The organism is Acaryochloris sp. CCMEE 5410 (assembly GCF_000238775.2).
GTDB lineage: Bacteria > Cyanobacteriota > Cyanobacteriia > Thermosynechococcales > Thermosynechococcaceae > Acaryochloris.
In genome coordinates this window covers 3,772,495-3,797,352 of sequence record NZ_AFEJ02000001.1, presented here as the reverse complement: position 1 = coordinate 3,797,352, position 24,858 = coordinate 3,772,495, and the positions used below count along the sequence as shown (strand labels likewise).

Genomic DNA, 24,858 nt, shown 5'->3' with positions numbered 1-24,858 from the left:
CTCCCAACGAAGGAATACGATTGGTCTTCTTGTCCAAGCCTATCAAATTCAAGAAATGGGCTTTTGGGGGGCTTGCAGGGTTATGAGGTGCGCGTAGGGTCGGAACGCATGGGGTTGAACCTAGTGGGTACGAGGCAGGGATGATGCCTGAGAATAGGGGGGGGTGGGCTAGGGAATTTCCCAATCTCTTTGACCGTATAGAGGGGACGGCCTTTAATTTCTTCGTAAATTTGGCCGACATATTCTCCTAAAATGCCGAGACAAATCAGCTGTACAGCCCCCAGGAAAAAGATGGCCATGGTAATCATGGTGTAGCCGATTAACTGGCTGGAAGGATTGAAAAATCGCCAGTAGAGGGTCAAGAACATCATAAAGACCGCTAAAGCTGACGCAAATAACCCCAGATACGTGGCCAAGCGTAAGGGTACTTTGGAGAAGGCCATAATGCTGCTGAGAGCCAAGGTCAGGGATTTGTGAAAGGTGTATTTGACGTCTCCCGCAAATCGAGGGGGACGATGAAGGGTAATGGCCGTTTGTCGAAAGCCCACCCAAGCCCGGAGACCCCGGATATAGCGGTTGCGCTCGGGCATTTGGTTCAGCAAATCTACCACTTGCCGATCCATTAGGCAAAAGTCACCGGTGTCCGTGGGAATGTGAATATCAGAGAGCTGCTGGAGAAATCGGTAAAACAGATAAGCGGTCAAGCGTTTAATGATGCCTTCTCGCTGTCGCGAAATTCTTTGAGCGTAAACGACCTGGTATCCCTGCTGCCATTGCTGAATTAGATCAGGAACGACTTCGGGTGGATCTTGGAGGTCAGCATCCATGACGATAATGGCTTGGCCAGTGGCAAACTGGAGACCAGCGGTTAAGGCGATTTGATGGCCAAAGTTACGGGCTAGACTGACGTATCGAACCGTAGGGTCATCTTGGTGCAGTTGGCGAATGAGAGGGAGGGTGCGATCGCAACTACCGTCATCCACCAAAATCAGTTCTGCAGGACCATCCAAGGTTTTGATTAAGGCCTGCAGGCGTTGGTACAGTTCAGCAATATTCTCTTCTTCGTTGTAAATCGGAATAACGAAAGAATACGTTACATTACCTGTTTGATCCGAATTGCTTGCAATTGATGAAGGGGAACTGAATGATGTCAAGGGATTGTTATAACTAAACAAAGGAGACGATACCTGCAAAGCGCACGCGATATTTTATGCCTTTAACCGTGTTGATCGTGGATGATGAACCGGGCATTCGGTTAGCGGTCACCGACTATCTGGAAGCAGTGGGATATACAGTGATTTCAGCCGCAACGGGCAAACAAGCGTGGCAGCTGGTCCAACAGTATCGTCCTCATCTGCTCGTGACTGATATTAGAATGCCACAGATGGATGGCTATGAGTTAGTGAAGCTGGTGAGACAACAACCGGCTTTTCGATTGCTTCCCGTCATCTATTTAACGGAATGCTCCCAAACCCAAGAGCGAATTCGAGGATACAAATTAGGGTGTGATGCTTACTTGGCTAAGCCATTCAACTTGGAAGAATTGGCGGCCGTCATCCGTAACCTATTAGACCGAGTGCAAATTGTGCAAACGGAAATTCAGGCAGTCTCTCAAGCGACTCCTAGCCGTGAACCAGTGGATACTGCATTAATCAACGCGCTCGATCTGACCCAGCGAGAACAGCAAGTGTTGCGATTGTTGATGGAAGGGCTATCCAATGCCCAAATTGGTGAACAACTCCATCTCAGCTCCCGGACGGTGGAAAAGTATGTGAGTAAGCTCTTGCAAAAAACAGAAACTAGTAATCGAGCCGAAATCGTCCGGTTTGCCATGGAACATCATTTATTAGGGGTGATAGAGAACGATCCCTAGGCTTGTTGCAAATGATCCAATAAGCCACTGCAAGCATCCAGCAGAAGATCAATCACATAATCAAACCCTGAAGGTCCTCCGTAATAAGGATCGGGCACCTCTTTATCGGCGAAGTTGGAGCAAAAATCGCACATCATCTGGATTTTGTCGGCGTATTGCTCATCAGGATTCATCGCCACTAAATCGCGATAATTTTGGCGATCCATGGCCAGAATTAGATCGAAGTCTGCAAAATCTTCTGGCTGGACCTGGCGGCTGTTGCCAGTGAGGACGATGTCTTGCCGTAAGCCAGCGGCTGCCATTCTCCGGTCTGGAGAAGCACCGATATGATAGCTGCTAGTGCCTGCTGAATCACATTGGTATTGATGGGTGAGCTGCTCTTGCTGCAGCAGGTGATTCATAATCCCTTCGGCAGAGGGAGAGCGGCAGATATTGCCTAGACAAACAAATAAAAGCTTTTGGGGCATCGGGTTAAGACGGGTTAAAACAGTGTCGGCGTAAAACTGCCATGTAAACCGTAGGGGATATGGTGCTTTAAGTGCAAGCGGGCTAGCGGTCCCTGTTCGATTCGCTCGGCATCGAGAATGACCACATCGGATCGATTGTGATCGCCATCGTAAACCAGAGCGATCAACCAGCCTTGGTCTTCTTGGGTAGCTTTGGGTTTAGGAATAAACACGGGTTCTCCCATAAACCCTTGAGGAGCTGCACTCCAGACTTGTTCTTCTCCCGTTTTAACGTCTTGCTTAAGGATGGCTTGTAAAGGCGCATTGCCAGTGCTGGCATCCGTGGCACCAATATAAACGTAGCGATAATCGTGGCCCACATTAGCAGGATTGAGGGTCGGAAACTCACAGCTGCGCTGGATCAGCGGTGTTTTCTCAACAGTGTTGGTCTCAGGATTGAGGTGGAATCGCCATAAGGAACCGGGAGGAACCCCGTCAAAATCAATCGTGCGGAAATCAATCCCTGATTCTAAGCCTGGGAAGGTGTCGTAGCAGATGGAGTCTACTATTACTTGACCGTCTGCTTCATAGGCATTGGCATGATGGAAGACAAAGCAGGCATCGGTGTCTAGCTGCTGGGGTTTATGCTCGCCGCGTCGGACCAGCCAGATTTTGGTGGGACTGCCAGACTTAAAAGAGATGCATTCCCCTGCTCCCTTGAACCCCAATAGAAAGGGAATGGGATTCAGAATGACGGGATTTTGGAAAAAGATGTAGTAATTGGGGGTAACGGCAAAATCGTGGATAAAGGCAAATCCCGGAATCACGAATTGCTGCTGATGAACCACCTCACCCGACTGATCAAACTCGAACAGTTTTACCTTGCTAGAGAGGCCAGGTTTGATGGCAAAGTTGACGAGGCGATCGCCCTCTCCATGGGGCAAGATGCGAGGATGGGCAGAAAATGGATCACCGGGGTTGAGGAGACCGGAAAAGTCTTCCAATCCCAACGTGTCTAAGGTGGATGGATCGAGACGATAGGGCTGATCGGCTTCCCAAAGGGCTAGTAGCTTGCCTGCCCAGTAGATGATATGAGTGTTGGCAATATTTTTGAAGTTAATATCAAAGGCGTTGGCCAGAAAACCGCCGGGTTTAGGGGTACCAAATACGCCACGATACAGAATCTTGCCCGCTTCCTGCTCTGCTAGATAGCCTTCTGTACGGACAAAGCGGTTGCGAAAATGAGCCTTGCCCTGATCGAACTGGATCGAACAAATCATGCCGTCCCCATCAAAGGGATGCTGGAGTGGGGTACCGTTGACATCCAATAGCCCTGGACCATTGCGAAATAGCGTGCCGCTCAACTCGGCAGGAATTTCACCGTCGATGTCTGCGATCGCATAGTCGTATTCATCTTTTAGAGATTGGTGGCCGCCTTGCCAGTTGTGGTCAAGGTAAGTGTTATGGGAGGGAGCGGAAACGGTCATAGGGGATTTAATTACGAGGTTCAGTAACAAGTTCAACAGCGAGGGCTTCAGACACCAGGGGTTCTAGAGAGGGAGAGGGGTCTAAAGCGAGGTCTTGATCCAGGACATCCGTCCCTTGGTTGGGTAGCCAATTCAGCAGGGGCAACGGTAAAAGGGTGCTGAGATTGGCAATAATCACTAGCAGCCACAACTGCTGGAAATTAGTTTCTGTAATGCCCAGCCCATGCATAATCAGAGCGCCAGATTCATGAGACAGTAGGCCCGCTAGGTTGCTCACAGACATCAATAGGGCAAACATCGTGGCTTCGATGCCAGGGGGACAGAGGCGAGCGGCCAACACTAAGACAGGCATATAGGCAATTTGCCCCATCACCGTCAAAATCAGGCTGTCGCCCAGGCTAAACCATTCGTCACTAATGCCTAAGGTCCGGTTGGTATGGGTGACCAACAAGAGCGTAGTCATGCCGAGGGCTGCAGCAATTAACGTGCTCCATAGAAAGATGCGGCGTACGGGAACGGCTTTGAGATAACGCTGAAATACCCAGATGCCCAGCAAGGCTGCCAGACTGGTTACTAGTCGGACTCGACCGAGAAATTCCGGTTCAAAGCCTAAATCATTAGTGGTGAAAAAGAAAAAGGCGGCTTCCGAACTGGGGGTGGCTTGCCAGAGAAAGACAAAGATCACCGGCAACAAAATCTGTTTTTGGGTAATGGCTTGCCAAAGCTGGCTGACTTGCTGCTTGGTCGTGTCTAAATTGATCTGAGTCTCAACCTTGGGGTCTGCAATTAGTCCAGCAATGGCAGAAACCAGCAGAGGAAAAGTGGCCGTGATCCAAAAAACGCTTTGGGTACTCATATGGGCAAGTAGCCAGCCGCTAAAGTAGGCGGTCAGAATTCCGCCCAATGCGGTGGCAGACCAGCAAAGGGATTGTAGGGAGCCAGCATCGCTCTGAGATTCTTGGCGAACCCGCTCAACCACAAGAGAATCGACAATCACATCGCTGATGGCGACGGACAGGGAACTGAGAACGATGGCAATGGTGGCGGCTAGAGAGGTATGAACGATGCTAGCCATGCCTGCCCAGGCTAGGCAGCCCAGTATCCCGGACAAGACGAGATAAGACCGACGACGATATCCAAAGATGGGGACGCTATCGGACACAAACCCAAAGATGGGCTTGATTACCCAAGGGAGTGCAGCAATTCCCATCATGGCGGCCACTTGAGCGGGGGTTAAACCGAGGTCGTCTTTTAAAAAGAAACTGACGGCTAACCGCGCTAATCCCAAAATTCCCTGGACAAAGTAGACCATCAATATGGCCAGCAGCTCAGGTGTGGGATCTTGGCCATAAAAGACGTTTTCTTTTAGGAAATCGCGCACTGAGTCGAGTCTCGACTGAGATACAAACATTGATAATAGTTTACAAATATCAATGTTTGTATCATACCCTGATTTCCTAGGTTGGTTCCTATGTCAGGACCTTGGATTATTCCCAATGATATTGAATTAAGTCGAGTAAAAGTCTGGCTTCAATTTTGTAGAGCGTTATGTTGGTTCGATATGCCAGATTGAGGATAGATTCTTCTTTGTTGTTGAAATCAATGGCAGCAATCGTGGGTTATCCAGAGCAGTTCCTGAGTTGTTTGGAGTCAGATGATGATCCTGAGTTTTGGAATGTTGCAATTGCAACCCTATTTCAAGACGTGGAAGCAGAGTTAGATGCTTTTCCGACTAAGAGACCGATTTATGCTCAGCTGGGTGCTTGTTCTCATTGGTTGCGGCCTCACCAAACCCGCTGGAAAGCTGCTGGAGGATTTGCTTGGCCAACCGGCTATGGAGGAAGTGGATATTCACGGTTAGGGCTACCAGAGTTTGATTGGTCTATTTTGAGGATTTGGGATGCCGGTCAGCGGACTTGGCTCCCTGTAGACAAATTTCACGAAAAGCGAAGATTGCTATTTAGGGCTGCTCTGCCTACTCGGACCAAAAGACACTTACAAGCTGCAGTGCATACCTTATGGGTGCCGGGTAAACCCTCTCAAGCAGATCAAAAATCTACGATGTTCTATGGTTTTCGAAAAGTGAATGAGCAATGGACCTGCGTGACTCATGACTAATATCTTGGGCGAGCACTAAAGGTCATCTTCGTGGCAAGTGACAGCTTGAATTGTCATGATTTTGAAGAAGCAATCTGGGAGTGTTGTAAGTGAGTTCAGTTGAGCTGCTATGACGAGATGTAGATTGTTTGAGGACCATTGCCGCAGCGAGATATCAATAGCGCGATTAGCAATACGCTTCACCTTTAATAGGTGTGAAAAGAGAATTTATAGGTGTGAAAACGTTTTTGATGGCTGGTAAACAGATTAAGCATTCCCGTATACAGGAATAGCGGCACCTCTAACATCCTGGGCGGCATCAGAGGCTAGAAAGCAGATGACGTCTGCTAAAGATTCAGGTTTAACCCATTGGTCGGCGTTGGCTGCACCCATGGCTTCTCGATTCGTGGGGGTATCAATAATGCTGGGCAATACGGAGTTGGCAGTGATGTTGGTGCCTTTGGTTTCATCTGCGATCGCTTGCGTCAATGCCACCACACCTGCCTTGGCAGCACAGTAAGCTGCCAACTGCCCTCCTGGATCAACGGCCCCTCTAGAGCCGACTGTAACGATCCGGCCATAGTGATGCTGCAACATTCGTTTAAGACTATATTTGCAAACCAAAAAGGTAGTGTTCAGATTCAAATTCAAATCTCGCTGCCAGTCTTCAAAGGCATATTCATGGGTTTTGCCCATGGAGAACCCACCGACTAAGTGAATCAAGGCATCCACTCGATCCATGTCTTCTACGAGTTCTGCGACCGAGGCTTCTTTGCCCAGATCGGTGGGTACAAAATGAGTTCTGACTAATTCTGCGGGGGAGAGGATATGCTTCAGTCGCTCAACTTCTGATTCAGCGATGTAAGGCAGCGTTACTTCTGCCCCTGTGGCTAAGACTTTTGGCGTCACACCTAGTCCTAATCCGCCTGTTCCGCCTGTGATTAATACTTGCCTATTTCGCATATCGTTGCAGCCTATATCTTTTGAGATGGATGAGAAATCTTGTTAAAAAGCATTTGATATCAAAGTTACAAGCTTCACGAGCTAAAGGATAGTTCTGAATCAACAAAGTGGAACAGTTAGTTAGAGAGGACTGCCATTCCCTGGGGAATTCTATCTTTCAGGTTGAATGAAATTTCTCATGCAAGTCAGAATTAACCTGCAATTTGAGTGGATATGCTAGATACTTTTATCGACACCATCAATACGCAAGACTTTTGTGAAACGGGATTTATAGAGATTTTGTCTGTTCAACAGAGAAAAAATATGGGGCATCTAAATATAGCGCTGATGCTACAAATGGCTATTTTGTCAGAGCCTGGGGTAGAAATGACGGAGTATTGGCGTTTGGATTTAGAACAAGTTCAAGCAAATTCAATCTCATTGGGGTATTCACGACACAGCCATCTGTCGCCAGAGCATTGTCTTTTATGGTGTTATCAGCAACCCATAAAGTCTGTGGTGATTCCTAATCCTATAGAAGAGGCTCAAGTAAACCAGGGCTGTTTTAAGTTAGCAGCGAAAAAATAATATCGACCCGATTAGCAAGCTTAGTCATCGCGGTTTTGAGGGATTGATAGTCGTTTAGCCGCAGGATATTAATCCCAATAGTTCTAAGCACTGACCAATTGAGCAGTGCTTGTTCATCTTCGAGTCGATAATCATCTTCGCCAAAAACAACATCCTTCGGCCAATGCAACCGATTTTCAATGCCCCAATGTTCTCGGACCAGAGATTGCCAATGATGGGGTGAGGTGGCAGCTGAACTGATGTAATAGGCCGTATTGTGATACTCCTTTCCTTTGCGAGTACCCCATCGTTGGACACAAAGTACAGAGCGAATTGCTGTCCATTCTTGTAGGGCTATGCCGACAGGCTCATAAACCTGTATACACCGATGTTCATCTCGTCCTCTACTTTGGGCGGAGTGGATGTGCTCAGCCATGGGTTTAAGACACTCAAAGTAAGTCTGGAGGTGGTCGTAAAGTCTTCCCTGGTTGGATTTGACCGCCACGAGATAGTCATTACCCGAGGCCACAATCTTCTCAAGTGTTTTTTGGGCGTGTAAGGCATCCATGGTAATCAGTAAGCCATCGAGTTGAAGGGTTTCCAACAGTGCCTGCACGACTTTGATTTCGCTATTATCCTCCTGAGTGAGGGCTTCGAGCTTGAGGGTGATGCCTGCTTCCACCGCAAATAAACTCACCAAGCCCACAAAACGCTGCTTCCCCTTGGCATCTGTCAGCCCCTGACGAATCCGTTTGCCATCAATGGAGGCTGCATAATTATCGGGAGAGTGAGTCTGGGCTTTCGAGAGCATCCATGCTTCAAATTGGTGGCTCAACGCTTGGAAGTCAAGCCCCTTCATCACTCGACGAAAGGTACAGTGAGACGGAACTTCAAGGCTCTCAAGTCCCAATAGCTCACTTAAAGGCTGGCGATAATCGCTCGTAAAGGTTTCTAAGGGGCGATATCCCTGGTATCCAGCAAGCATACCCATCACCATCAACAGCAACAGAAGCCATAACGGATGAGTACGGCCATGGGCACTGCGGAAATCCGGGACTTGCTTCAAAGTATCGATTAGATGGCTCATCGGTCTCTCTACTGTTGGTCAGTAGAACCATCCTATTTTTTCTAGGAGGAACGTAAAACAACCCTGTCAAGTAAACTACCTGCTTGGTCGTTGGTATTGTATCCATCAAGAACGAGTGGGGATTTGGATACCTTTCAAGATCAGTAAATATAAGTTGTTGCGAGGTGGTTATGTCATTGCCCAAGCTCCAGAAACCCTGATCTTGGACTATCAAACAGTTCTGGATGAAATGGAGATTGACTATTCTGCTTATGTCTCTGACTTACCGTCATGGTACGACAGTAATCGAGGATGGGTTGAGGAGAAAAAAGACTTTCAGATACTGACTTTTGATTCTTCTTATGTCATTGCTGCTGACGTATCAGCTAAGTGTTTTTCGACACGGTATGGATGTGCTGAATGGTATGGAAGTACCGAAAATTAACGTCTGATTTTTTCCTGAGACATCAACATGCCAATCGTCATAAAACCTCTGTGCGATTCCTGTGCTCGCTGTAATTCCCTGGGTAAAACTTGGAAAATGTCTAAGGCGTGGCTGTATGTATAGTTACTCAGGCAAAGTTGTTGCAGCCGTTGATATAGGGGTGGCAGATCAAGCGTCTCAAACGTTCGATGGATGGTCTGGAGACTGGCAGGTATCTGATCATGGGTTCACAACATGTTTCCCATAAAGCCTGGCAGTTGGGCAAAGCGTTGGGGACCTAAGCCATAAGCGAGAATTGCACCAATTGAGCATCTGTTAATGCTGAGAATATCAATACAGTTGTCAGGGCTAAAATAAAAGCCATTTTTACCTTCTGGGGTCGCCAGAGCGTTCCATAATGTTTGGAAACTCTCGATCATAAAGGCTAAGACGAAGTGGTTATAAATGTCACCGGTTCCGGTTGTCCAGTCTTGAAATAAGTGGTCGGGATTCTGCTGCCACTTATGGAGAACAGCTTTAGATTGAGTAGGTAACGTAGCTGACTGCAAAGCTTCCTTAAATAGGGGTTGCAAAATTTGCTCATCTTGTTCAGAAGGATGGCATATCAGCCAAGAATAGTCGGTACTCATAGGGATGAATTTTTAGAATATTGGGGTGCTCTGCCTAAAGAAGTCCGTTCTATCACAGCTCTTATGGGTATTGCTCTGCAAAAAGTACAGAATTTGACTTCTCAGTACAGTTAAGAATGGCGTCTCAAAAAATCATGTCTGACTATGCCCCAAGTTATAGCTCAAGGGAAAACGTTTTCTTGCCCCGTTGGCGCTAATTTACGTCAAGTTTTACTGGAAAACCAAGTAGAGATCTACAACGGTCAAGCTCGGTTGATTAACTGCCATGGCATTGGCACCTGTGGGACTTGTGCTGTGGCGATTACGGGTGAAGTATCTGAGGTGAATCGACGCGATCGCATCCGCCGTTCCTTACCGCCCCATGATTCGCAACGCGATCTGCGACTGGCTTGCCAAACAAAAGTGTTAGGCGATATTACCGTCACTAAATTTGATGGATTTTGGGGGCAAGGCACTAACTCTGAATGGCCTGAGTGAATTCAAACTACAACGGTCAATCACGGCTGATTTACTGTCATGGTGTTAGCCAGAGATGAATCGACGCGATCTGCCTCTTGTTCAAACAGCATTCAATCGTTTCTAAGAAGAAACTGTCCAGTCTTCAATCGTTAAGCCTACAACTTTGCTAAAGTCTCGATAATTTCGAGTCAACAAAATTAATTGCTGAGACAAGGCAATTGCAGCAATCCGAGCATCCATTTTTGCTAATTGCTGGCGTTGTGGTTCCAGGGCAGAATAGGCTGAAGCTGCATTTTCATCAAAAGCAAGCATTGGTAACCCTTATAAGTCGCGCCATCATTCCGTAGCCTTTCACCACCTCACTCAGGGAACGAGCACGATTAGTATAGGCGTGGATTGTGCCTCAACAAAGTGTGGGATAGGTGACTAAGTCTTGCCATCCCCAGGAATGCTCCGTCAGTCCAGCTCGTTGGGCAGCCGTGTTCTTGAATCGCGAGTGACTCCAGATCCAGTTGAAATAGCTCAGCACCAGTCTTAAGGTCACTGCACTCTGTTGCCAGACTTTGCCAAATTTATTCTGTCGTCGATGCCATCGCCCAGTCTGTTGACGCAGAATTCCATTGGTCCGCTCTAACCGTTGGGTCAGGGTTTTACTCACTTGATGGATCACCTCATCGGGTAATTGTCGTGAATACCCTTCCCACCCATCCGTTTGCCAATGGTGACAGGCGGTTTTACCTTCAGTATTCTCAATCCATTCTTGAGCTAATTAGTCAGTATGTTTGCCAATACGGCTACTGAGCACCAAGCCACTGTCTTTGGCTAGGCTTAATGCTACCCAGCAGTCACCTACACTCAATTCTTCCGGTTCACAGTGCTTTTGCTTTTTTTGACAAAGGACCACAACTCATCTGCATTGATGACGTCAGTCGAAACGGCCTGAACTTTATGATTGTGAATCAGTTGGGCTTTATGACTCGCTGAACGAATCACACTCACACAGGTGTTGTAAGCTACACCTGTGATGCGAGATAGACCTCTGAGGCTGCTGCCCTCGGCATGCGATTGAAGGATGGTCTGAATGATTTGAGGAGAAACCTGACGGCGATAATAGAGGGTATCAAAGGTTTCACTGAAGGTTTGGTGGCAGTGTGGGCAACGGTAACGTTGGCTGCCTTTACTGCCTTTACTAGTTGTACCGTGTTTGTGGGTCTTGGGATGACCACATAGAGGACATTGCATCAGGGAATAGAAAAACTCAACTCCTTATAGGTTTAGCAAACCCACACTTTATTTGATGCACGACCTAGGCGTGGCAACCCAGCATTTGTTCATGAAACGTCACGATGGATACCGCAAAGTCTGATAATGAGTGTTGGGCCATGCGTCTTGAAAGATTAACGTAACTATCACCTGTCTGGCGTTGGAGAATACTCAAGTGGTCTGTATCTAGCAGATATCGCATCACTCATCTGGAGTTTCAAGTACCGACTCATCACCCTGTCGAACGGCTCGTCCATACGCAAGCACTTCTTCAAAAGCAGGCTCATTTTTGAAAGACCCTGTGATATTTTGTAGCCAACTGTCCTGCCGAGAAAGGGCAATTTGGTTCTGTAACTCAGTGATTGTGGCTTCTACTACAGCTAGTCGTTCTTCTAAAGAAGTATTGATACCAAATCCGACTCATTAAACCCCGAAATATCTCATCTGTCAAACTGGCCACCAATGGTAGTGAGTGAGAGCTTGAATGTCTGATTGCATTGTCATTAAAGTTCGACAGCGCTGTTCGAGAACATCTTCGAGGTCTTCCAGGGTCTCAAAACACCGATTGGCCAGTGGTTCATCCGCTAGCCGCCACAACCGTTCAGCGGGCTGTAGCTCTGGAGAATAGGGGGGTAAAACCTTCAGATGAATGCCAGGTGGCACCACCCGATTCTTACAGGTATGCCATCCGGCTCCATCGAGAACGAGAAGAATCTGTTTGTGCTTTCCCGCTCCAACTTGCTGAGCAAAGCTTTGTAGGGCTTGATTAAACCATTCTCCATTGACCCGAGGCAGAATGAACCATTCGGTATTGCCAGTTGCGGGATGAACGAATCCATACAGATAGGTCCATTCATAGCGATGGTCCACCTCAGCAATTGGACGCTGACCCACAGGCGCCCAAATCTTTCGAATAATGGGTTTAAGGCCTAAACGATGTTCATCCAAGGACCAAACTTCGACCTGAGCCTTAGGGTAGCGTCGCTCCAATTCTGCTTTGTACTCAGGCAGTTTTTTTAAAAGCGGCTTGGGCCTCTGGTTCACCTTTACGGTGGTGAGGACGTGGGCATTGCAGGGACTGCTCCAATCGCTTGAGATAGTCCCAACCGCGTTGGGGCCAAACCTTATCGACTCCTGTCATCTGAGCGATGACCTGGGCTACTTTGGGGCCGTTCCATAGACCACCGTCGGCGGGTGGGGTTGTAGACGAGTCAACAATTGTGCACATTGGTCTTGAGTCAGAAGACTGCGAGATTGATGAGGTCGCTTATCTTTGCGTCGGTTGCGTAACCCATGGGCGCCATTGTGGTTATACTCCCTGACGATTTCTCGAGCGTAATCGTAGTTGAGACCGACCACTTGGGCTGCTTGAGTTAGCGTTGTTTGCTCACTGACGAGCCACAGCAGATGCCAGCGGCGCGATTCTACTGGGTCTTGGCTGGCTCGATAATGAGACTTCAGCTCGTCAGGCGAAAAATGGGGTTCGAGATATAGTTTTCTTGGCATTCTCTAATTATGCATTATATCGGAGTTATATAAATCGGATTTGGTATGAGTTCCATCACTATCTCCTTAAATAGACACCAGCATCAATTGACTAAACATTGCTTTTGGCCTTGATTCTAATCAATCATGACTGAGTTTGGCGATATCAGCTCATCATTTAATGATTGATGCATCAGTGATATCGGCATTTGATAGATTTTGGGCACTGGTTCCGCTACATGGGACTCTGAAAGCCTTTTTGATTAAGGGGTTTAGAAATTAAGCCTCAAGAGAGGCTTAGATATCCTGAAATGAGCTATACTCCGAACGAGTTGAAAGTTTACTTTTTAGATGAGCTTCAAATTCCTTGGTAGAGAGAGTTATAGCTCAATCTGAAATGTTAAGCCCTCAGCCGTTGGCAGTATATCAAGGGTTTGCGAGTTTTGACGGCCAAATTGTCTTGCATTGTCTCTAGTGGTATATGAGGTTGTATCCCTTTCTCTGTAAGCTTTATAGATTTCCCACGCAACGGAACCAGTGCCATTTATCACCCTAGCGGGGCCGAGGCTTGGTTGAGGCTGTGGTCGATTTCCAAACAAGGTTCACCATGACAGGGATTGACCTCAATAAGAACATGAGCAAGAGATGGAATCTGGCTGAGGAGGCGCTTGTAATACTCTGGCGCTTGCGGATAGTGGGTTACTAGCGAAACAGTTGTAGAGAGATGCTTTTGGCTAACACGCCAGACCACACGATTATCCGCATCGTCTTCAATGGCGTTTAAAATATCCTGCTTGATGCGCTTATCAATTCCGCCATCCAGCAAGATTGAACCCGTTTCTCTCACCAAGTCGGAGGCCCATTTAGTGATGACTCCGGCACCCACTATTCCCATTGCGGCATCCAGCCAGATCCAACCTAGGAACTTCCCTGCAAATAAGGCAATGATGGCCAAAACTGAGGTGAGGGCATCCGCTAAAACGTGTACATAGGCAGCCCGAAGATTGTGATCCGCATGATGGTCGTGACTATGACTGCCATGATGATCATGGCCACAGCCACGATCATCGTGGAGTAACCAGGCACTCACTAAATTGACCATTAATCCAAGCATGGCGACTCCAATGGCCTCGTTAAACTGAATCGCCTGGGGTTGGAAAAACCGACCGACTGATTCAAATGCCATTACAAACGCGATAACCGCCAGCGCAACAGCACTGGCAAACCCGCCCAGTACACTGACTTTGCCCGTACCAAAGGTGTATCTCGCATCGGTAGCATGTCGACGAGCATAGCGATATGCAAACACGGTGATGCCGAATGCTGCGACGTGAGTGGCCATGTGCCAGCCATCCGCCAACAGGGCCATCGACCCCAAAATAGTACCCGCTGTAATCTCAGCAATCATCGTGGCTGCGGTAATGAGCATCACAATCTTGGTATTTTTCTCCGCTTGATTCTGATCAACCGAGAAGTCGTGAGAATGTTGCCAATGATCAAGGGTTTGAATGTGCATTGAATCTCTAAATCCTTGAGTTGAGGACTTTACCAGCCAGTATTCCTGAATTTTACAACCCAACTGGATGCCCCTGCGAGATGGGGTGATAGGAGGGAGTTATACAGCGCTCGCTTGCGCCTCACAGAATTTAGATTGTGAGTTGTGAAAATGTTGAAGGTTTCGGCGGAAACTAATAAGGCAACGTCGCCATCCTTGGCCATGCCAGCCATCCCGTTTTCCAAGTAAGTATATGGCTGCAGTAAAACAAACAAGGCAATATGGTTAGCAAGGGTTGTTATAAATCTAAGATGGTTTCTACACAGCGACGATGTTTCTTATCTCGCTTATTTTAGATCAGAGCAATGGGAGGAGAAGGACAACGAGATATTCGTAGGAGATTTGACCTCGGCTTCCTACCTTTTTACAGGGACGGGTCAATTACGATAGGCAGTGTATTGTCCTCCCAAGCCCTTGACGATGGTTTCAGTATTGGCGATCAACATTGTTTGATAGGTGCTTCCCCGGCTGTTCTCTTCTCCCAACGCATCAGCAAATAACTCAGTTGACGCAATTTGAACGCCCGCTTCTTTAGCAACCGTTCGCATCAGTTTTGGGGTTTCACCGGATTCTAAAAAAATCGCCGGGACTTTAGCCGCCTTGATATCTTCTACTACATCTTTAACTCGGGCAGCGGACGGTTTTTCTTCCGTGCTGAATCCCTGTAACGTCCCTTCTACTGTGAGACCATAGGCGTTGGCAAAGTAGGCCAAGGATTCATGGGTGGTAAACAGCTTGCGCTGTGGTGCAGGAATCGTCTGAATTTGTGCCTGAATCCAACCGTCTATTTTGTCTAGTTCTGTAACCACTTCTTTTGAGTTTTGAGCATAGGTCTCCGCTTGGTCGGGGACGAGCTTGGCTAGGCTCCCTGCTAATACAGTCACCATCTCAGCCCCCTGTTTGGGGCTATGCCACACATGGGGGTCCGGTGTTTGATCTGCTTCTTGGGCATGGGCTTCCTGTTTTTCATCCGCATGATCGTCTTCGGAATGTCCATGATCATGTTTATCTGCATGATTCTCTTCGTCCTTGTGATCCTCTGCTTCGGCTCCATGATCATGGACAGCCCCTAATAGCGGTTTCGGCACGGCTTCCTCAGCCACTGCAACCTTAGCAATGTCTCCTGCAGCGGCTTGAATTGCTGTTTCAAAGTTAGGCTCCAGACCATAGCCGTTATAAAGAACAAGTTGAGCTTGTTCGATGGCTTTGCGATCGCGGGGTGAAAGCGCATAGGCATGGGGGTCAACTCCTGGTTTGACCAGACAGGTAAGGTCAATCGTTTGCCCAGCAATTTGTTGGGTTAGATCACATAGCACGGTACTAGTAGCTACAACCTTAGGAAGGTTCGAGGAACCTTTGGAGTCAGGGGCAGAGGAACTGCAACCAGTGCTTAATAAAGTAGTGGCCACTAAGCATATGGACCATTTGGAGCAGGTGATCTTCAATTGAACCATGAGATTAAAATGATAATGAGTTACTGCCCAGGCTGAAGCACTGGTCTAACAGGATTGTCAGCAAAAATACTTTTGAGTGCATCCAGTACAGGGATATCTTGCTTTCTCAAAGTTGAAATATAACCGCGAATGCGGCAGAACTGCTGGGCACCTGCCAAGGAGCGAAAACATCCCGATATCTTCTGCTTCAACTTCATCATGCGGATATCGCGCTCAGCCTGATTGTTATCAAAAGGCACCTGAAAATCATACATAAACGCCAAGACAGCAGCTTGGTGCTTTCGAAGTCGGTCGAGCAAGTTTTTGGGTGTACTCTGCTTCTGCTTGCCTCGTTTCTTGGGTGCATTTTCATCGACGGTTGGCATTGGATTATGCTTGAATCCATCGGCTAACACTTGGCGATACCGCTGCTCAAACGCCTCGACTTGTCTCGCATCGAGAACGCTTAAGTGTTCAGCTTTTGCCCGCTCTACCTCAGCTTTGATATCTAGCAGCAGTGAGATCATCTCCTCAGCCCAAGGTTGTTTGTAGCGTTCAACAATAAATCGGAGTTCGCGCAAATGATGGGCATTGCATAAGCTATGCGTACAACCATAGCGGGCATAGCTCTTCCAACCATCATGAATACTCGTGCCCGTAAAGTTTGGCAGAATATCCATTTCGTCCATCGCTGCTGTGCCGCGTTTGGCATGGACAAAGTAGTAGGTTAATCCACTCGTACAAGCGACATGCAGCCACCACAACTTGCTGTTGACTCGCAACCCCGTCTCGTCAAAATGTCCCACAGCTGCTTGCTCAATAGCGTCTTTGATCTGGGCTTCAATCGGTTCTAATTGCTGGGCACAGGTTGTACGGGTGTTGCACAGGGTTCCTTCAGAAACCTGACAACCCAAGAGGTCTTTAAGCAGTTCACGGGTGCGCTCAAACGGCAACAGTTGAGCCTCCATCAAATACACCATCAAGCCTTTGAGATTACTGCCATACTGAACCACATTGGTGACATCGCTGGGGAATTTACCCCGGTTCAAGGTTTGACAGTGCTCACAATATTTGACTTCTGCTTGATGCTCGATGACCTGTAATGACAAGGAGGGCAGCTCATGAACCTGGCGCAGTTCATACTCAAGGACGGCGACCTCTGTTAACGAGGCACCACAGCCTTGACATTGAGTGACTGGATGTAACACTACGGCATCGACGGTTTCACGCCATTCCAAGGTACTACCGGGATGGCCTTTTTGACCCCCACTTTTACGCTTACTCTTACCCCGTAGACTTTTGGTCCGCTTCCCAAAGCCATCGCTTGAGGGTGGTTTACTACTGTTCCGACTATCTTTGCCAAGATGCTCTTCTAGTCGCTCTATCCGTTTAATAAGAAGGGTGACCAGCTCAACAACTGCATCCTCTCCTTGATGGTAGATTGCTCGAATATCAGATTCACTAATTTTCTGGTCAGAGACTTTCTTGTTCAACGAATGAGTACGGATTGACTGCTGGTGTGCTTAAAACATAGTCTCAGATAGAGTTATACCTTCATTCTCAACACAATGATTTAAGCCTGGGCAGTAACGATAATGATACTCATTCCACTTCAAAATAGGCAGGGAAGGGCAAGTTGTCAATTGCAGATAAATACTTCTGGATAGAGTCCTTGAGCCCCTCAAAAAATTCTATCCATAGGTAATGCTCAGCACTGATAGGCCAATCAGATCAAGATCTTCAAAGTGTTGATTTTACGCTCGTAGCACCTATTCTCAGCAAACCACTGCAGAAGTGTAGAGCAGATTCATTGTTTACAGTCAGAGATCATGCGGAGATGAAAATTAGCAACATCCAGAACTCATGGCGAGCCAAATCACAAACAAATCCAGTGGTGAGTAGACTCCCCCATAAAACCTTCAGAAATCTATGTCTTTTAAATCACTAATATATTACTCTCAATTAAATTCTTATCTATTAGAAAATCATGCACATTGGGCAACTCTTCACGATGCAAAATTCCAAGACATGTGTATAATTCCTAAAAATTAATTCGAAAACACTTGCCGAACTCGACATTATTTATTATTCATTTTTATCCTATATCAAGATTCATTCCTTTAATCCAAAATTATTTTTTTCTTAAACTCAATTTTCTCTATTCTTAAAGTTAGAATGAAACCCTAAGTTTGGGAAAGATTTTCAAGTTGATTATCTTTTGCGATGCCTGTAAATCTTATCGAGAACACTGAAGCTCTATCTGAAGAAGCATTCTCTTTTCTCGTGCTTAGTTATTATGTCAATACTTTAAAAACTTTCACCATACCTATTGATGTTCTGGGTTGACCATCTTAAATTGTATCTGTCAAGATTTTTAGTGAATGACTTCAGCATCGTCAATTCAAAAGAGCCTTAATCAAGCTTTCTGATTCACAATATTTGTATATTGTGAAATTTCCAGCTTTTTAAAGCATGTAAACCAGCCAGTAGTGAGCTACACCATTTAACTACTGAGCAATTTCATGATGATTGTAATTTCACATTTTTATTCATAAATATTGTTGTAAAAAAAATTATTCATTTATTAACTTTCCGATGGCTCCTCCTTAACCTTAATAAGAAACTATCTCATTTATATACGCTGTTGACCTTCTCTTCTGGACGACGAGTTTCATGTCTAGAGCTGATACAGCAGCGAATGAATTTATTACTGAGGTCTAGTTCATGACAAGTAACGTCATTTTTATTCATCCTGATGGAGCAGATCCATCACATTTTGCTGCTGCCAGGTTCGAATCCGTTGGGCCTGATGGTCGCTTGAACTGGGATTCAGCACCTGCAGCAGGGGTGTATCTAGGACACTTGGACGATAGCGTTGTCGCCACATCTAATGGAGGTGCGGTCGTCCACGCTTATGGAATCAAATCTGTTGCCCCCAGCTATGGCTTTGATGAAAACGGGGCTGCATATCAATCCCTTGCTGCTCTTCAAGGCCAGAATGTTGCGGGTTCTGCTCCAGACGCAACGGTTTTACAAGAAGCGATTGCAGCAGGTCGTCCAACGGCTGTGATTAACTCAGGTTTCATTGCCGAACCCGGTACAGGCGTATTCCTAGCTGATGCAGAAAGTCGACGCGATCGCGAAGGTATTACTGCTCAGATTGTTGAATCCGGTGTCAACGTGATCATGGCTGCGGGTGAAATTGATTATCTTCCTGTTGGCACTGTTGGATTCTTCGGTGAAGAAGGAACCCGAACAGATGGCCGTAACCTGATTGAGGAAGCCGAAGCCATGGGCTATACCGTTGTGTATACCCGTGAGCAATTGGAAAGTTTGCCAGCAGACACCGAGCGCGTGTTGGGTGTTTTTGCTGCTGATGATACCTATAACGACGTTCCTGAAGGACAGCTGATTCAAGACGGTTTTGTGGATGAAAATGGTGAACTGATTACATATGGGCAGCCACCTCTCAATCCAAATCCGCCTACTGTGGCTGAGATGCTGGAAGCAACGCTCAAGCTCGATTTATTTCGCCAAGAAGAAGATGGATTCTTTATCGTTCTTGAAGAAGAAGGAACCGATAACTTCGGCAACAACAACAATGCTCGGGGGGCGATTGATGCCACTCTCAGAGCTGATACTGCCATTGGGGTAGCACGCGATTTTATTGATAACGTCAACTCCAATACCTTTGTTGTCACCGCTGCAGACAGTGCAGGTGGGGCTTTAGAAATTGATGATGTTTCGGGTCCCACAGTAGGAACCACAACCACACAGCGCCAGTTGAATGCAGCCGGAGAAGACAGTGGCATTACAGTACCTTTAGATGGCACAACGGGCAGCGACACGGCACCATTTGTGAGCGCACCAGATAGAAATGGTAACAGCTATGAATTCGGTGTTGCTTGGGCCGGTTTACCAGACTTTGCGGGGAGCATTGTTTCAAAAGCCTACGGCGAAGGGGCAGACCGTTTACCTGCAACCCTCGATAACACAACAATTTATCGGCTAATCTACGAGAGTCTCTTTGATGTTCGTCTAGATGCACCAGAGGGTGTGCCCGATGATCTGGCTCCTCGTGAAGCCCCTGAACCCACTGCCGATACTGGCAACGTCATTTTTATTCACCCGGACGGGACCAGCCCTTCCCACTACGCAGCAGCACGGTTCTCATCCTTGGGGACCGATGGCCGTCTGAATTGGGACCAGATGAGCAATGCAGGGGTCTATTTAGGCCATATTGATGATCGTCTCGTTTCCACTTCTAATGCAGGAGCGGTTGTTCATGCTTACGGTGTAAAACCATTTGCAGGTAGCTATGGGTTGGATGCACCTGTTGACGAAGGGGGCCAAGAAATCGTTGCCCTTTCCGGTCAGAATGCCACCATTGCCCAAGAGGCCCAGGCGGCTGGTAAAGCCGTCGGCATCATCAACTCTGGATTTATTGCCGAGCCAGGCACTGGCGTTTTTCTAGCTGATGTAGACAACCGGGGTGAGACAGAGGCAATTACAGCTGAAATTCTGGATCAGCGACCAGATGTGATTCTCGGGGCGGGTGAAACGGATTATTTGCCCGTTGGTACAGTCGGTTTTTTCGGGGAAGAAGGAACCCGAACGGATGGCCGCAACCTGATTTAAGAAGCTGAAGCAGCAGGGTATGAAGTGGTTTTCACTCGCGACGAACTGTTAGCAGTTGACACTGCCAATACGGATCGCTTGCTGGGTATTTTTGCAGCAGAAGACACCTATAATGACTTTTTCGAAGATGAGCTGCGTCGAGATGGTTTTGTCGACGAAAATGGCGATCTAATTCTGTATGGTCAGCCCCCTCTCAACCCCAATCCACCGACTGTGGCTGAGATGCTGGAGGTGGCACTGCCCATTCTCAACCGTGACCCAGATGGTTTCTTCTTGGCCTTGGAAGAGGAAGGAACAGACAATTTCGGTAATGATAACAATGCTGCTGGCACTATCGAAGCTGCTCTCCGGGCAGATGAAGCTATCGGTGTTGCCCTTGATTTTGTCGACAATGTTGATCCCAACACATTAGTCATCACAGCTGCAGATTCTGATGCAGGTGGCTTAGAAGTCGACGATGTCCCGATTAGTGGCTTTGGCTTAGATCCAGCCGATCCAGCCGCAGGGTTTACCCTTCGAACTCAAGCTGAATTGGCCGCTTTTGGCGATGATGCTGACGGAACGCTTGTTCAGGTTGATGATATTGACGGCAGCAATGACGTACCTGGCTTCAGCACCGATGTTTTCGACGCTTTTACCACAGGTGCTCCTGATGCCGATGGTGATATGTTTGACTTCGGTGTTGCCTGGGCCACTCGCTCTGATGTCAATGGAGGCATCGTCTCCAAAACCTATGGTCTAAATGCTGACCTATTACCTGCCACAACAGACAATACTGATATCTATCGCGTCATGTATCAGACCCTGTTTGGTGTTGCACCTGAAGAAGTAGGCAGTAGTGAGTTAGAAGGATTTGCCTCTCTCCCCGCTGATACCTTTGCCGAGGGTCCTCCAGCAGGGGGTGATAACGGAGAAGGAGAACCCATTGATGCCAATGGTCGTACAGGTCCTTTCGATGGCCAACCCGTACAGGGCTTTAGCGGTGTTCAGTTTGCAGACAGCGATGGTAGTTTCTGGTTCTTGTCTGACAATGGCTTTGGAGCGAAAACCAATAGCTCTGATTATTTACTGCGACTCTACAAAGTTGACCCCAACTTTGCAGGCTCAGAAGATGGCGATGGATCCGTAGAAGTAGAAGACTTTATTCAACTCTCAGATCCCAATAACCTGATTCCTTTTGAGATTCAAAATGAAGGCACCCCTAAGCGTCAGCTCACCGGGTCTGATTTTGATATTGAATCTTTCGTTATTGATGGCAATGGCGATATTTGGGTGGGTGAAGAATTTGGACCTTACCTTCTCCACTTCAATAGTGATGGTGAGTTAATCGAAGCCCCCACAGCTACCCCTAACCCCGTGGAACTGAATACCCTCAACGGTCAAGATCCCATCGTGATTGGACATCGGGGTGCCAGCGGTATTTTGCCAGAACATACCTTAGAGGCCTATGCCACAGCCATCGCCCAAGGAGCTGACTTTATTGAGCCTGACTTGGTGATCACCAAAGATGGTGTACTGATTGCTCGCCATGAGCCATTGCTGGATGACACCACCAACGTCGCCGATGTCTTCGGTCCTGCGCGGATGTCGACCAAAATGCTGGATGGGGTGGAAACCACTGGCTACTTCGCCGAAGATTTCACCTTAGAAGAAATCAAAATGCTACGGGCCGTGCAGTCTCGTGATTTTAGATCGCAGGATTTCAACGGCGCTTTCGAGATTCCCACCCTCAAAGAAGTGATTGAGCTGGTCCAGGAAGTCGAAGCCGACACTGGAACAGTGGTTGGCATTTATCCCGAAACCAAGCACCCCACCTTCTTTGATTTACAGGATCTGTCCCTGGAAGAGCCACTTATTGCGACCCTCCAGGAAACAGGCTTTACGGATCCTAGCCGTCTATTTATCCAGTCCTTCGAGTTTCAGAACTTAATTGAACTCCAAGGCATGTTAGATGCAGAAGGTTTAGGCGATATTCCCCTAGTCCAGCTCTATGGCAATACCACTGCGAGTGCCAGTCCTGATTCTGGATTTTCTGTGCCCTACGATATTCGCTACAACGTTGAACAAGGCAACGACTTAGCAGCCATTTACGGGCAAGACTTCTTAGATGCCGCAGAAAACGCGCTGTCTGAAAACACCATCTACAGTGATTTAGACAATTCTGAAATTCTCCAAGTTATTAGTGAGAAATATGCCGAAGGTGCTGGCCCTTGGAAAAATAATTTCTTACTGCGAGAAGCCCTTGATACCCCTGTAGATGGGGATGGCGACGGCAATGCTGAAATCACTACCCAACTGACCGGGGAAGTGACCTCTTTTGTGGATGATGCCCATGCCGCTGGATTACAGGTTCATCCCTATACCTTGCGGAACGAAGAGCAGTTTTTAACCCTCAATGCCGATGGCACACCGCAAACCCCTGAGGAGGAAATTAAGCAGCTGATTGACATTGGGGTAGATGGGTTCTTCACCGATTTTCCAGGGACCGGAGACGCAGTTCGAGATCAAATCGTAGCCGACGTGGTACGCTCACCCGATAATCCTGATGTGTTGACAGGGGATGAAGTCTCTAACCTACCTCGCTCACGCGGATTCGAAGGAATGGCCATCAGCCCCGATCGGATGACCCTCTATCCCATGTTGGAGGGCACCGTCGAAGGCGATCCAGAAGGTTCCCTCAGAATTTATGAATTCGACGTAGAATCCAGCGAATATCAAGGTCTGGTCGGTCGCTATCAGCTAGATGACCCCAGCCATGCCATTGGTGATTTCACAGTCATTAACGAGAACGAATATCTGGTGATTGAGCGGGATGGGAATCAAGGAGATGAAGCTGCCTTCAAGAAAATCTTCAAGGTGGATTTGTCTCAATTGGATGACGAAGGGTTTGTGATGAAGGAAGAACTGGTTGATCTTCTAAGCATCAATGATCCGAATGATTTGAATGGAGATGGAGAGACAACTTTCAACTTTCCCTTCGTCACCATCGAAGATGTCCTGGTCATTGACGAAGATACTCTATTGGTTGCCAATGACAACAACTATCCTTTCTCTATTGGTCGCGGACCTGACATCGACAACAACGAAATCATTCAGATCAAGCTCAACGAACCGCTCGACCTGGATCCACGGGTTGGCTTAGCTGGTCTTGATGGCAATGATAGCGATTCTGAAGGTGAAGGCGATGGTAATTCTGATGGCGAAGGCAGCGGCGATTCTTCCGGTGATGATAGCCAAGGCGGTCGCGGAATAGACGCCCTTTCGGGTGGTCCCACTGATGATGATCTCAGCGGTGGTCGTGGCGATGACACTATCACAGGTGGTCTCGGTGATGACAACCTCATGGGAGGTCGGGGTAACGATCTCCTAGAAGGCGGTCAAGGTGACGACGATCTGTTTGGAGGACGGGGTCTAGATACGCTGAACGGTAACGAGGGTAGCGATATCCTAGTGGGTGGTCGAGGAGATGACCTACTGACGGGAGGCTCAGGTGAAGACCTATTCGCCCTCGCTGCAGGTGACGGCACCGACACCATCACAGATTTCCTTATTGGCGAAGATGTCATTGGTCTAATCGGTGGCTTGTCCTTCGAGCAATTAGAAATTGTTCAAGGAACTGGAGCGCAAACCGCAGACACTCTGATCTCCGTGGTAGAGACTGATGAACTCTTGGCTGTTTTAAGTGGAGTCCAAGCGACTACCCTCACTGACTCAGCCTTTGAAACATTCGTCGTCTAGTCCAAATTTACAGCGTTAACTTTCCTGATAAACGACTGAATCAGCAACGAGAGGTGAATTCTGTTTCGAACCACCTCTCGTTTTTTTACTTTGCGAGGTGCCTTCGTCCACCTCAACGCTGGTCGAAGGGTAGGGGTTCTGTGTGGCATGGCCTTTGAGCAGCCTGTGGCCATCGCATCTTCAAAAGCCTCTCAATAGCCTTTAAATCTTGTAACTGAATTCCTGCAGTACATAAGAAAAAGAGCCGATCGCAGAGAAATTAGCAATCAGCTCTAAAGTGTGTGAGGTATGTGTGTTTAGCGTTTTGTGATCTCAGTTAGCGAATATGGGATGCACCATTAGGGCCACGCTGAATCACCTGTAGAGTTTTTGATGATTGAGCAGCGTTTTGGCGAATCTCACGAGGTTGAGCGATCTGCGCCGCACCATGAGAACCACGGGTGACAATATTGGGAAAACCTTTTGCAGGAGAGTTAGGCCGGACTTGAGCATCATGGGGAATGCGGTCGACCTTGACTTGGCGGGCTGCTCCATGGGGGCCACGGGTGATCGTAACAGTTTCAGCAGTAGCGGGGGAAATAAAGCCCAGGCTAAGGACCGTTAAACCAGCTAAGACAGCGACTTGATTGTTGCGTTTCATTTTTGCGCTCCAACTTCAATGACTTCAATGTACGAGGGGTATCTGAAGCTGGAATGATGGCGATCTGGGTGAGTCCCTGTAATTGGCTGAACAGA

At 47.6% G+C, this 24,858-nt stretch carries 19 protein-coding genes and 3 pseudogenes; 7 read left to right on the top strand and 15 right to left on the bottom strand.

Going from position 1 to position 24,858, the window contains the following annotated elements:
* Positions 1–80: 80 nt before the first annotated feature.
* A complete protein-coding gene (locus tag ON05_RS17525) occupies positions 81–1,127 on the bottom strand; it encodes a glycosyltransferase family 2 protein (RefSeq protein WP_396149771.1) in 1,047 nt (348 codons plus the stop codon).
* 83 nt (positions 1,128–1,210) lie between these two features.
* Here ON05_RS17525 and ON05_RS17520 point away from each other — a divergent pair, with 83 nt between their 5' ends.
* Complete coding sequence (locus ON05_RS17520; RefSeq protein WP_010468811.1) at positions 1,211–1,873, top strand: response regulator transcription factor; 663 nt, start codon at positions 1,211–1,213, stop codon at positions 1,871–1,873.
* Here ON05_RS17520 and ON05_RS17515 read toward each other — a convergent pair.
* Genes ON05_RS17515 through ON05_RS17505 form a run of 3 tightly spaced genes read right to left on the bottom strand, consistent with a single transcriptional unit; the run spans position 1,870 to position 5,217 of the window.
* On the bottom strand, positions 1,870–2,340 hold the full coding sequence (locus tag ON05_RS17515; RefSeq protein ID WP_010468813.1) for a low molecular weight protein-tyrosine-phosphatase: 471 nt from the start codon (positions 2,338–2,340) through the stop codon (positions 1,870–1,872). The two genes, ON05_RS17520 and ON05_RS17515, sit on opposite strands and share 4 nt — an antisense overlap.
* 14 nt (positions 2,341–2,354) lie before the next feature.
* The gene (locus ON05_RS17510) at positions 2,355–3,806 is read right to left on the bottom strand and encodes a carotenoid oxygenase family protein (protein WP_029314964.1); all 1,452 of its coding nucleotides are present in this window, start codon (positions 3,804–3,806) and stop codon (positions 2,355–2,357) included.
* A 7-nt stretch (positions 3,807–3,813) separates the two neighbouring features.
* Positions 3,814–5,217 (bottom strand): folate/biopterin family MFS transporter, encoded by a 1,404-nt coding sequence (locus ON05_RS17505; RefSeq protein WP_010468817.1) that lies wholly within the window; start codon positions 5,215–5,217, stop codon positions 3,814–3,816.
* Between the two features lie 191 nt (positions 5,218–5,408).
* On the opposite strand from ON05_RS17505, the gene ON05_RS17500 reads away from it, so the two are divergent.
* Positions 5,409–5,924 carry a hypothetical protein gene (locus ON05_RS17500; RefSeq protein ID WP_039778719.1) on the top strand — a complete coding sequence of 172 codons (516 nt, stop codon included), beginning with the start codon at positions 5,409–5,411 and terminating at the stop codon, positions 5,922–5,924.
* A gap of 246 nt (positions 5,925–6,170) precedes the next feature.
* Here ON05_RS17500 and fabG read toward each other — a convergent pair whose 3' ends face one another.
* Positions 6,171–6,866, bottom strand: a complete 696-nt coding sequence (fabG, locus tag ON05_RS17495) for a 3-oxoacyl-ACP reductase FabG (protein WP_029314965.1) — start codon at positions 6,864–6,866, stop codon at positions 6,171–6,173.
* Positions 6,867–7,079: 213 nt separating this feature from the next.
* On the opposite strand from fabG, the gene ON05_RS17490 reads away from it, so the two are divergent.
* Positions 7,080–7,433 carry a hypothetical protein gene (locus ON05_RS17490; protein ID WP_262561911.1) on the top strand — a complete coding sequence of 118 codons (354 nt, stop codon included), beginning with the start codon at positions 7,080–7,082 and terminating at the stop codon, positions 7,431–7,433.
* Here ON05_RS17490 and ON05_RS17485 read toward each other — a convergent pair.
* Positions 7,411–8,499 carry an ISAs1 family transposase gene (locus ON05_RS17485; protein ID WP_262560960.1) on the bottom strand — a complete coding sequence of 363 codons (1,089 nt, stop codon included), beginning with the start codon at positions 8,497–8,499 and terminating at the stop codon, positions 7,411–7,413. The genes ON05_RS17490 and ON05_RS17485 overlap by 23 nt on opposite strands.
* 154 nt (positions 8,500–8,653) lie before the next feature.
* Here ON05_RS17485 and ON05_RS17480 point away from each other — a divergent pair, with 154 nt between their 5' ends.
* Complete coding sequence (locus ON05_RS17480) at positions 8,654–8,923, top strand: hypothetical protein (protein ID WP_262561909.1); 270 nt, start codon at positions 8,654–8,656, stop codon at positions 8,921–8,923.
* Positions 8,924–9,150: 227 nt separating this feature from the next.
* Here ON05_RS17480 and ON05_RS17475 read toward each other — a convergent pair whose 3' ends face one another.
* Entirely contained in the window at positions 9,151–9,552 is a 402-nt protein-coding gene (locus tag ON05_RS17475; RefSeq protein WP_010471204.1) for a hypothetical protein, read from the bottom strand.
* Positions 9,553–9,696: 144 nt separating this feature from the next.
* Between ON05_RS17475 and ON05_RS17470 the strand changes: the two genes are divergently transcribed.
* Positions 9,697–10,029 (top strand): 2Fe-2S iron-sulfur cluster-binding protein, encoded by a 333-nt coding sequence (locus tag ON05_RS17470; RefSeq protein ID WP_010471203.1) that lies wholly within the window; start codon positions 9,697–9,699, stop codon positions 10,027–10,029.
* Between the two features lie 102 nt (positions 10,030–10,131).
* Here the strand turns inward: ON05_RS17470 and ON05_RS17465 are convergent, their stop codons facing one another.
* The 7 genes and pseudogenes from ON05_RS17465 to tnpC all read right to left on the bottom strand — a co-directional run bounded on the left by ON05_RS17465 (position 10,132) and on the right by tnpC (position 17,213).
* A complete protein-coding gene (locus tag ON05_RS17465; protein ID WP_010471202.1) occupies positions 10,132–10,323 on the bottom strand; it encodes a type II toxin-antitoxin system VapC family toxin in 192 nt (63 codons plus the stop codon).
* A gap of 91 nt (positions 10,324–10,414) precedes the next feature.
* Positions 10,415–11,253: pseudogene (locus ON05_RS17460) on the bottom strand (IS1 family transposase).
* 468 nt (positions 11,254–11,721) lie between these two features.
* Positions 11,722–12,264 (bottom strand): IS630 family transposase, encoded by a 543-nt coding sequence (locus tag ON05_RS17455; protein WP_262561906.1) that lies wholly within the window; start codon positions 12,262–12,264, stop codon positions 11,722–11,724.
* Between the two features lie 13 nt (positions 12,265–12,277).
* Positions 12,278–12,780: pseudogene (locus ON05_RS17445) on the bottom strand (transposase).
* 526 nt (positions 12,781–13,306) lie between these two features.
* Positions 13,307–14,275 carry a CDF family Co(II)/Ni(II) efflux transporter DmeF gene (gene dmeF / locus ON05_RS17440; protein ID WP_010482362.1) on the bottom strand — a complete coding sequence of 323 codons (969 nt, stop codon included), beginning with the start codon at positions 14,273–14,275 and terminating at the stop codon, positions 13,307–13,309.
* Positions 14,276–14,691: 416 nt separating this feature from the next.
* Positions 14,692–15,768, bottom strand: a complete 1,077-nt coding sequence (locus tag ON05_RS17435) for a metal ABC transporter solute-binding protein, Zn/Mn family (RefSeq protein ID WP_029315899.1) — start codon at positions 15,766–15,768, stop codon at positions 14,692–14,694.
* Positions 15,769–15,788: 20 nt separating this feature from the next.
* Complete coding sequence (gene tnpC, locus ON05_RS17430; RefSeq protein WP_262562131.1) at positions 15,789–17,213, bottom strand: IS66 family transposase; 1,425 nt, start codon at positions 17,211–17,213, stop codon at positions 15,789–15,791.
* 1,258 nt (positions 17,214–18,471) lie between these two features.
* On the opposite strand from tnpC, the pseudogene ON05_RS17425 reads away from it, so the two are divergent.
* Positions 18,472–20,844: pseudogene (locus ON05_RS17425) on the top strand (alkaline phosphatase); the annotation flags it as partial.
* A gap of 333 nt (positions 20,845–21,177) precedes the next feature.
* Positions 21,178–24,123: an esterase-like activity of phytase family protein gene (locus tag ON05_RS17420; protein ID WP_050857540.1), complete on the top strand. Its 2,946-nt coding sequence runs from the start codon at positions 21,178–21,180 to the stop codon at positions 24,121–24,123.
* Between the two features lie 316 nt (positions 24,124–24,439).
* Here ON05_RS17420 and ON05_RS17415 read toward each other — a convergent pair whose 3' ends face one another.
* Positions 24,440–24,763 carry a hypothetical protein gene (locus tag ON05_RS17415; protein WP_010480128.1) on the bottom strand — a complete coding sequence of 108 codons (324 nt, stop codon included), beginning with the start codon at positions 24,761–24,763 and terminating at the stop codon, positions 24,440–24,442.
* Positions 24,764–24,858 lie beyond the last annotated feature (95 nt).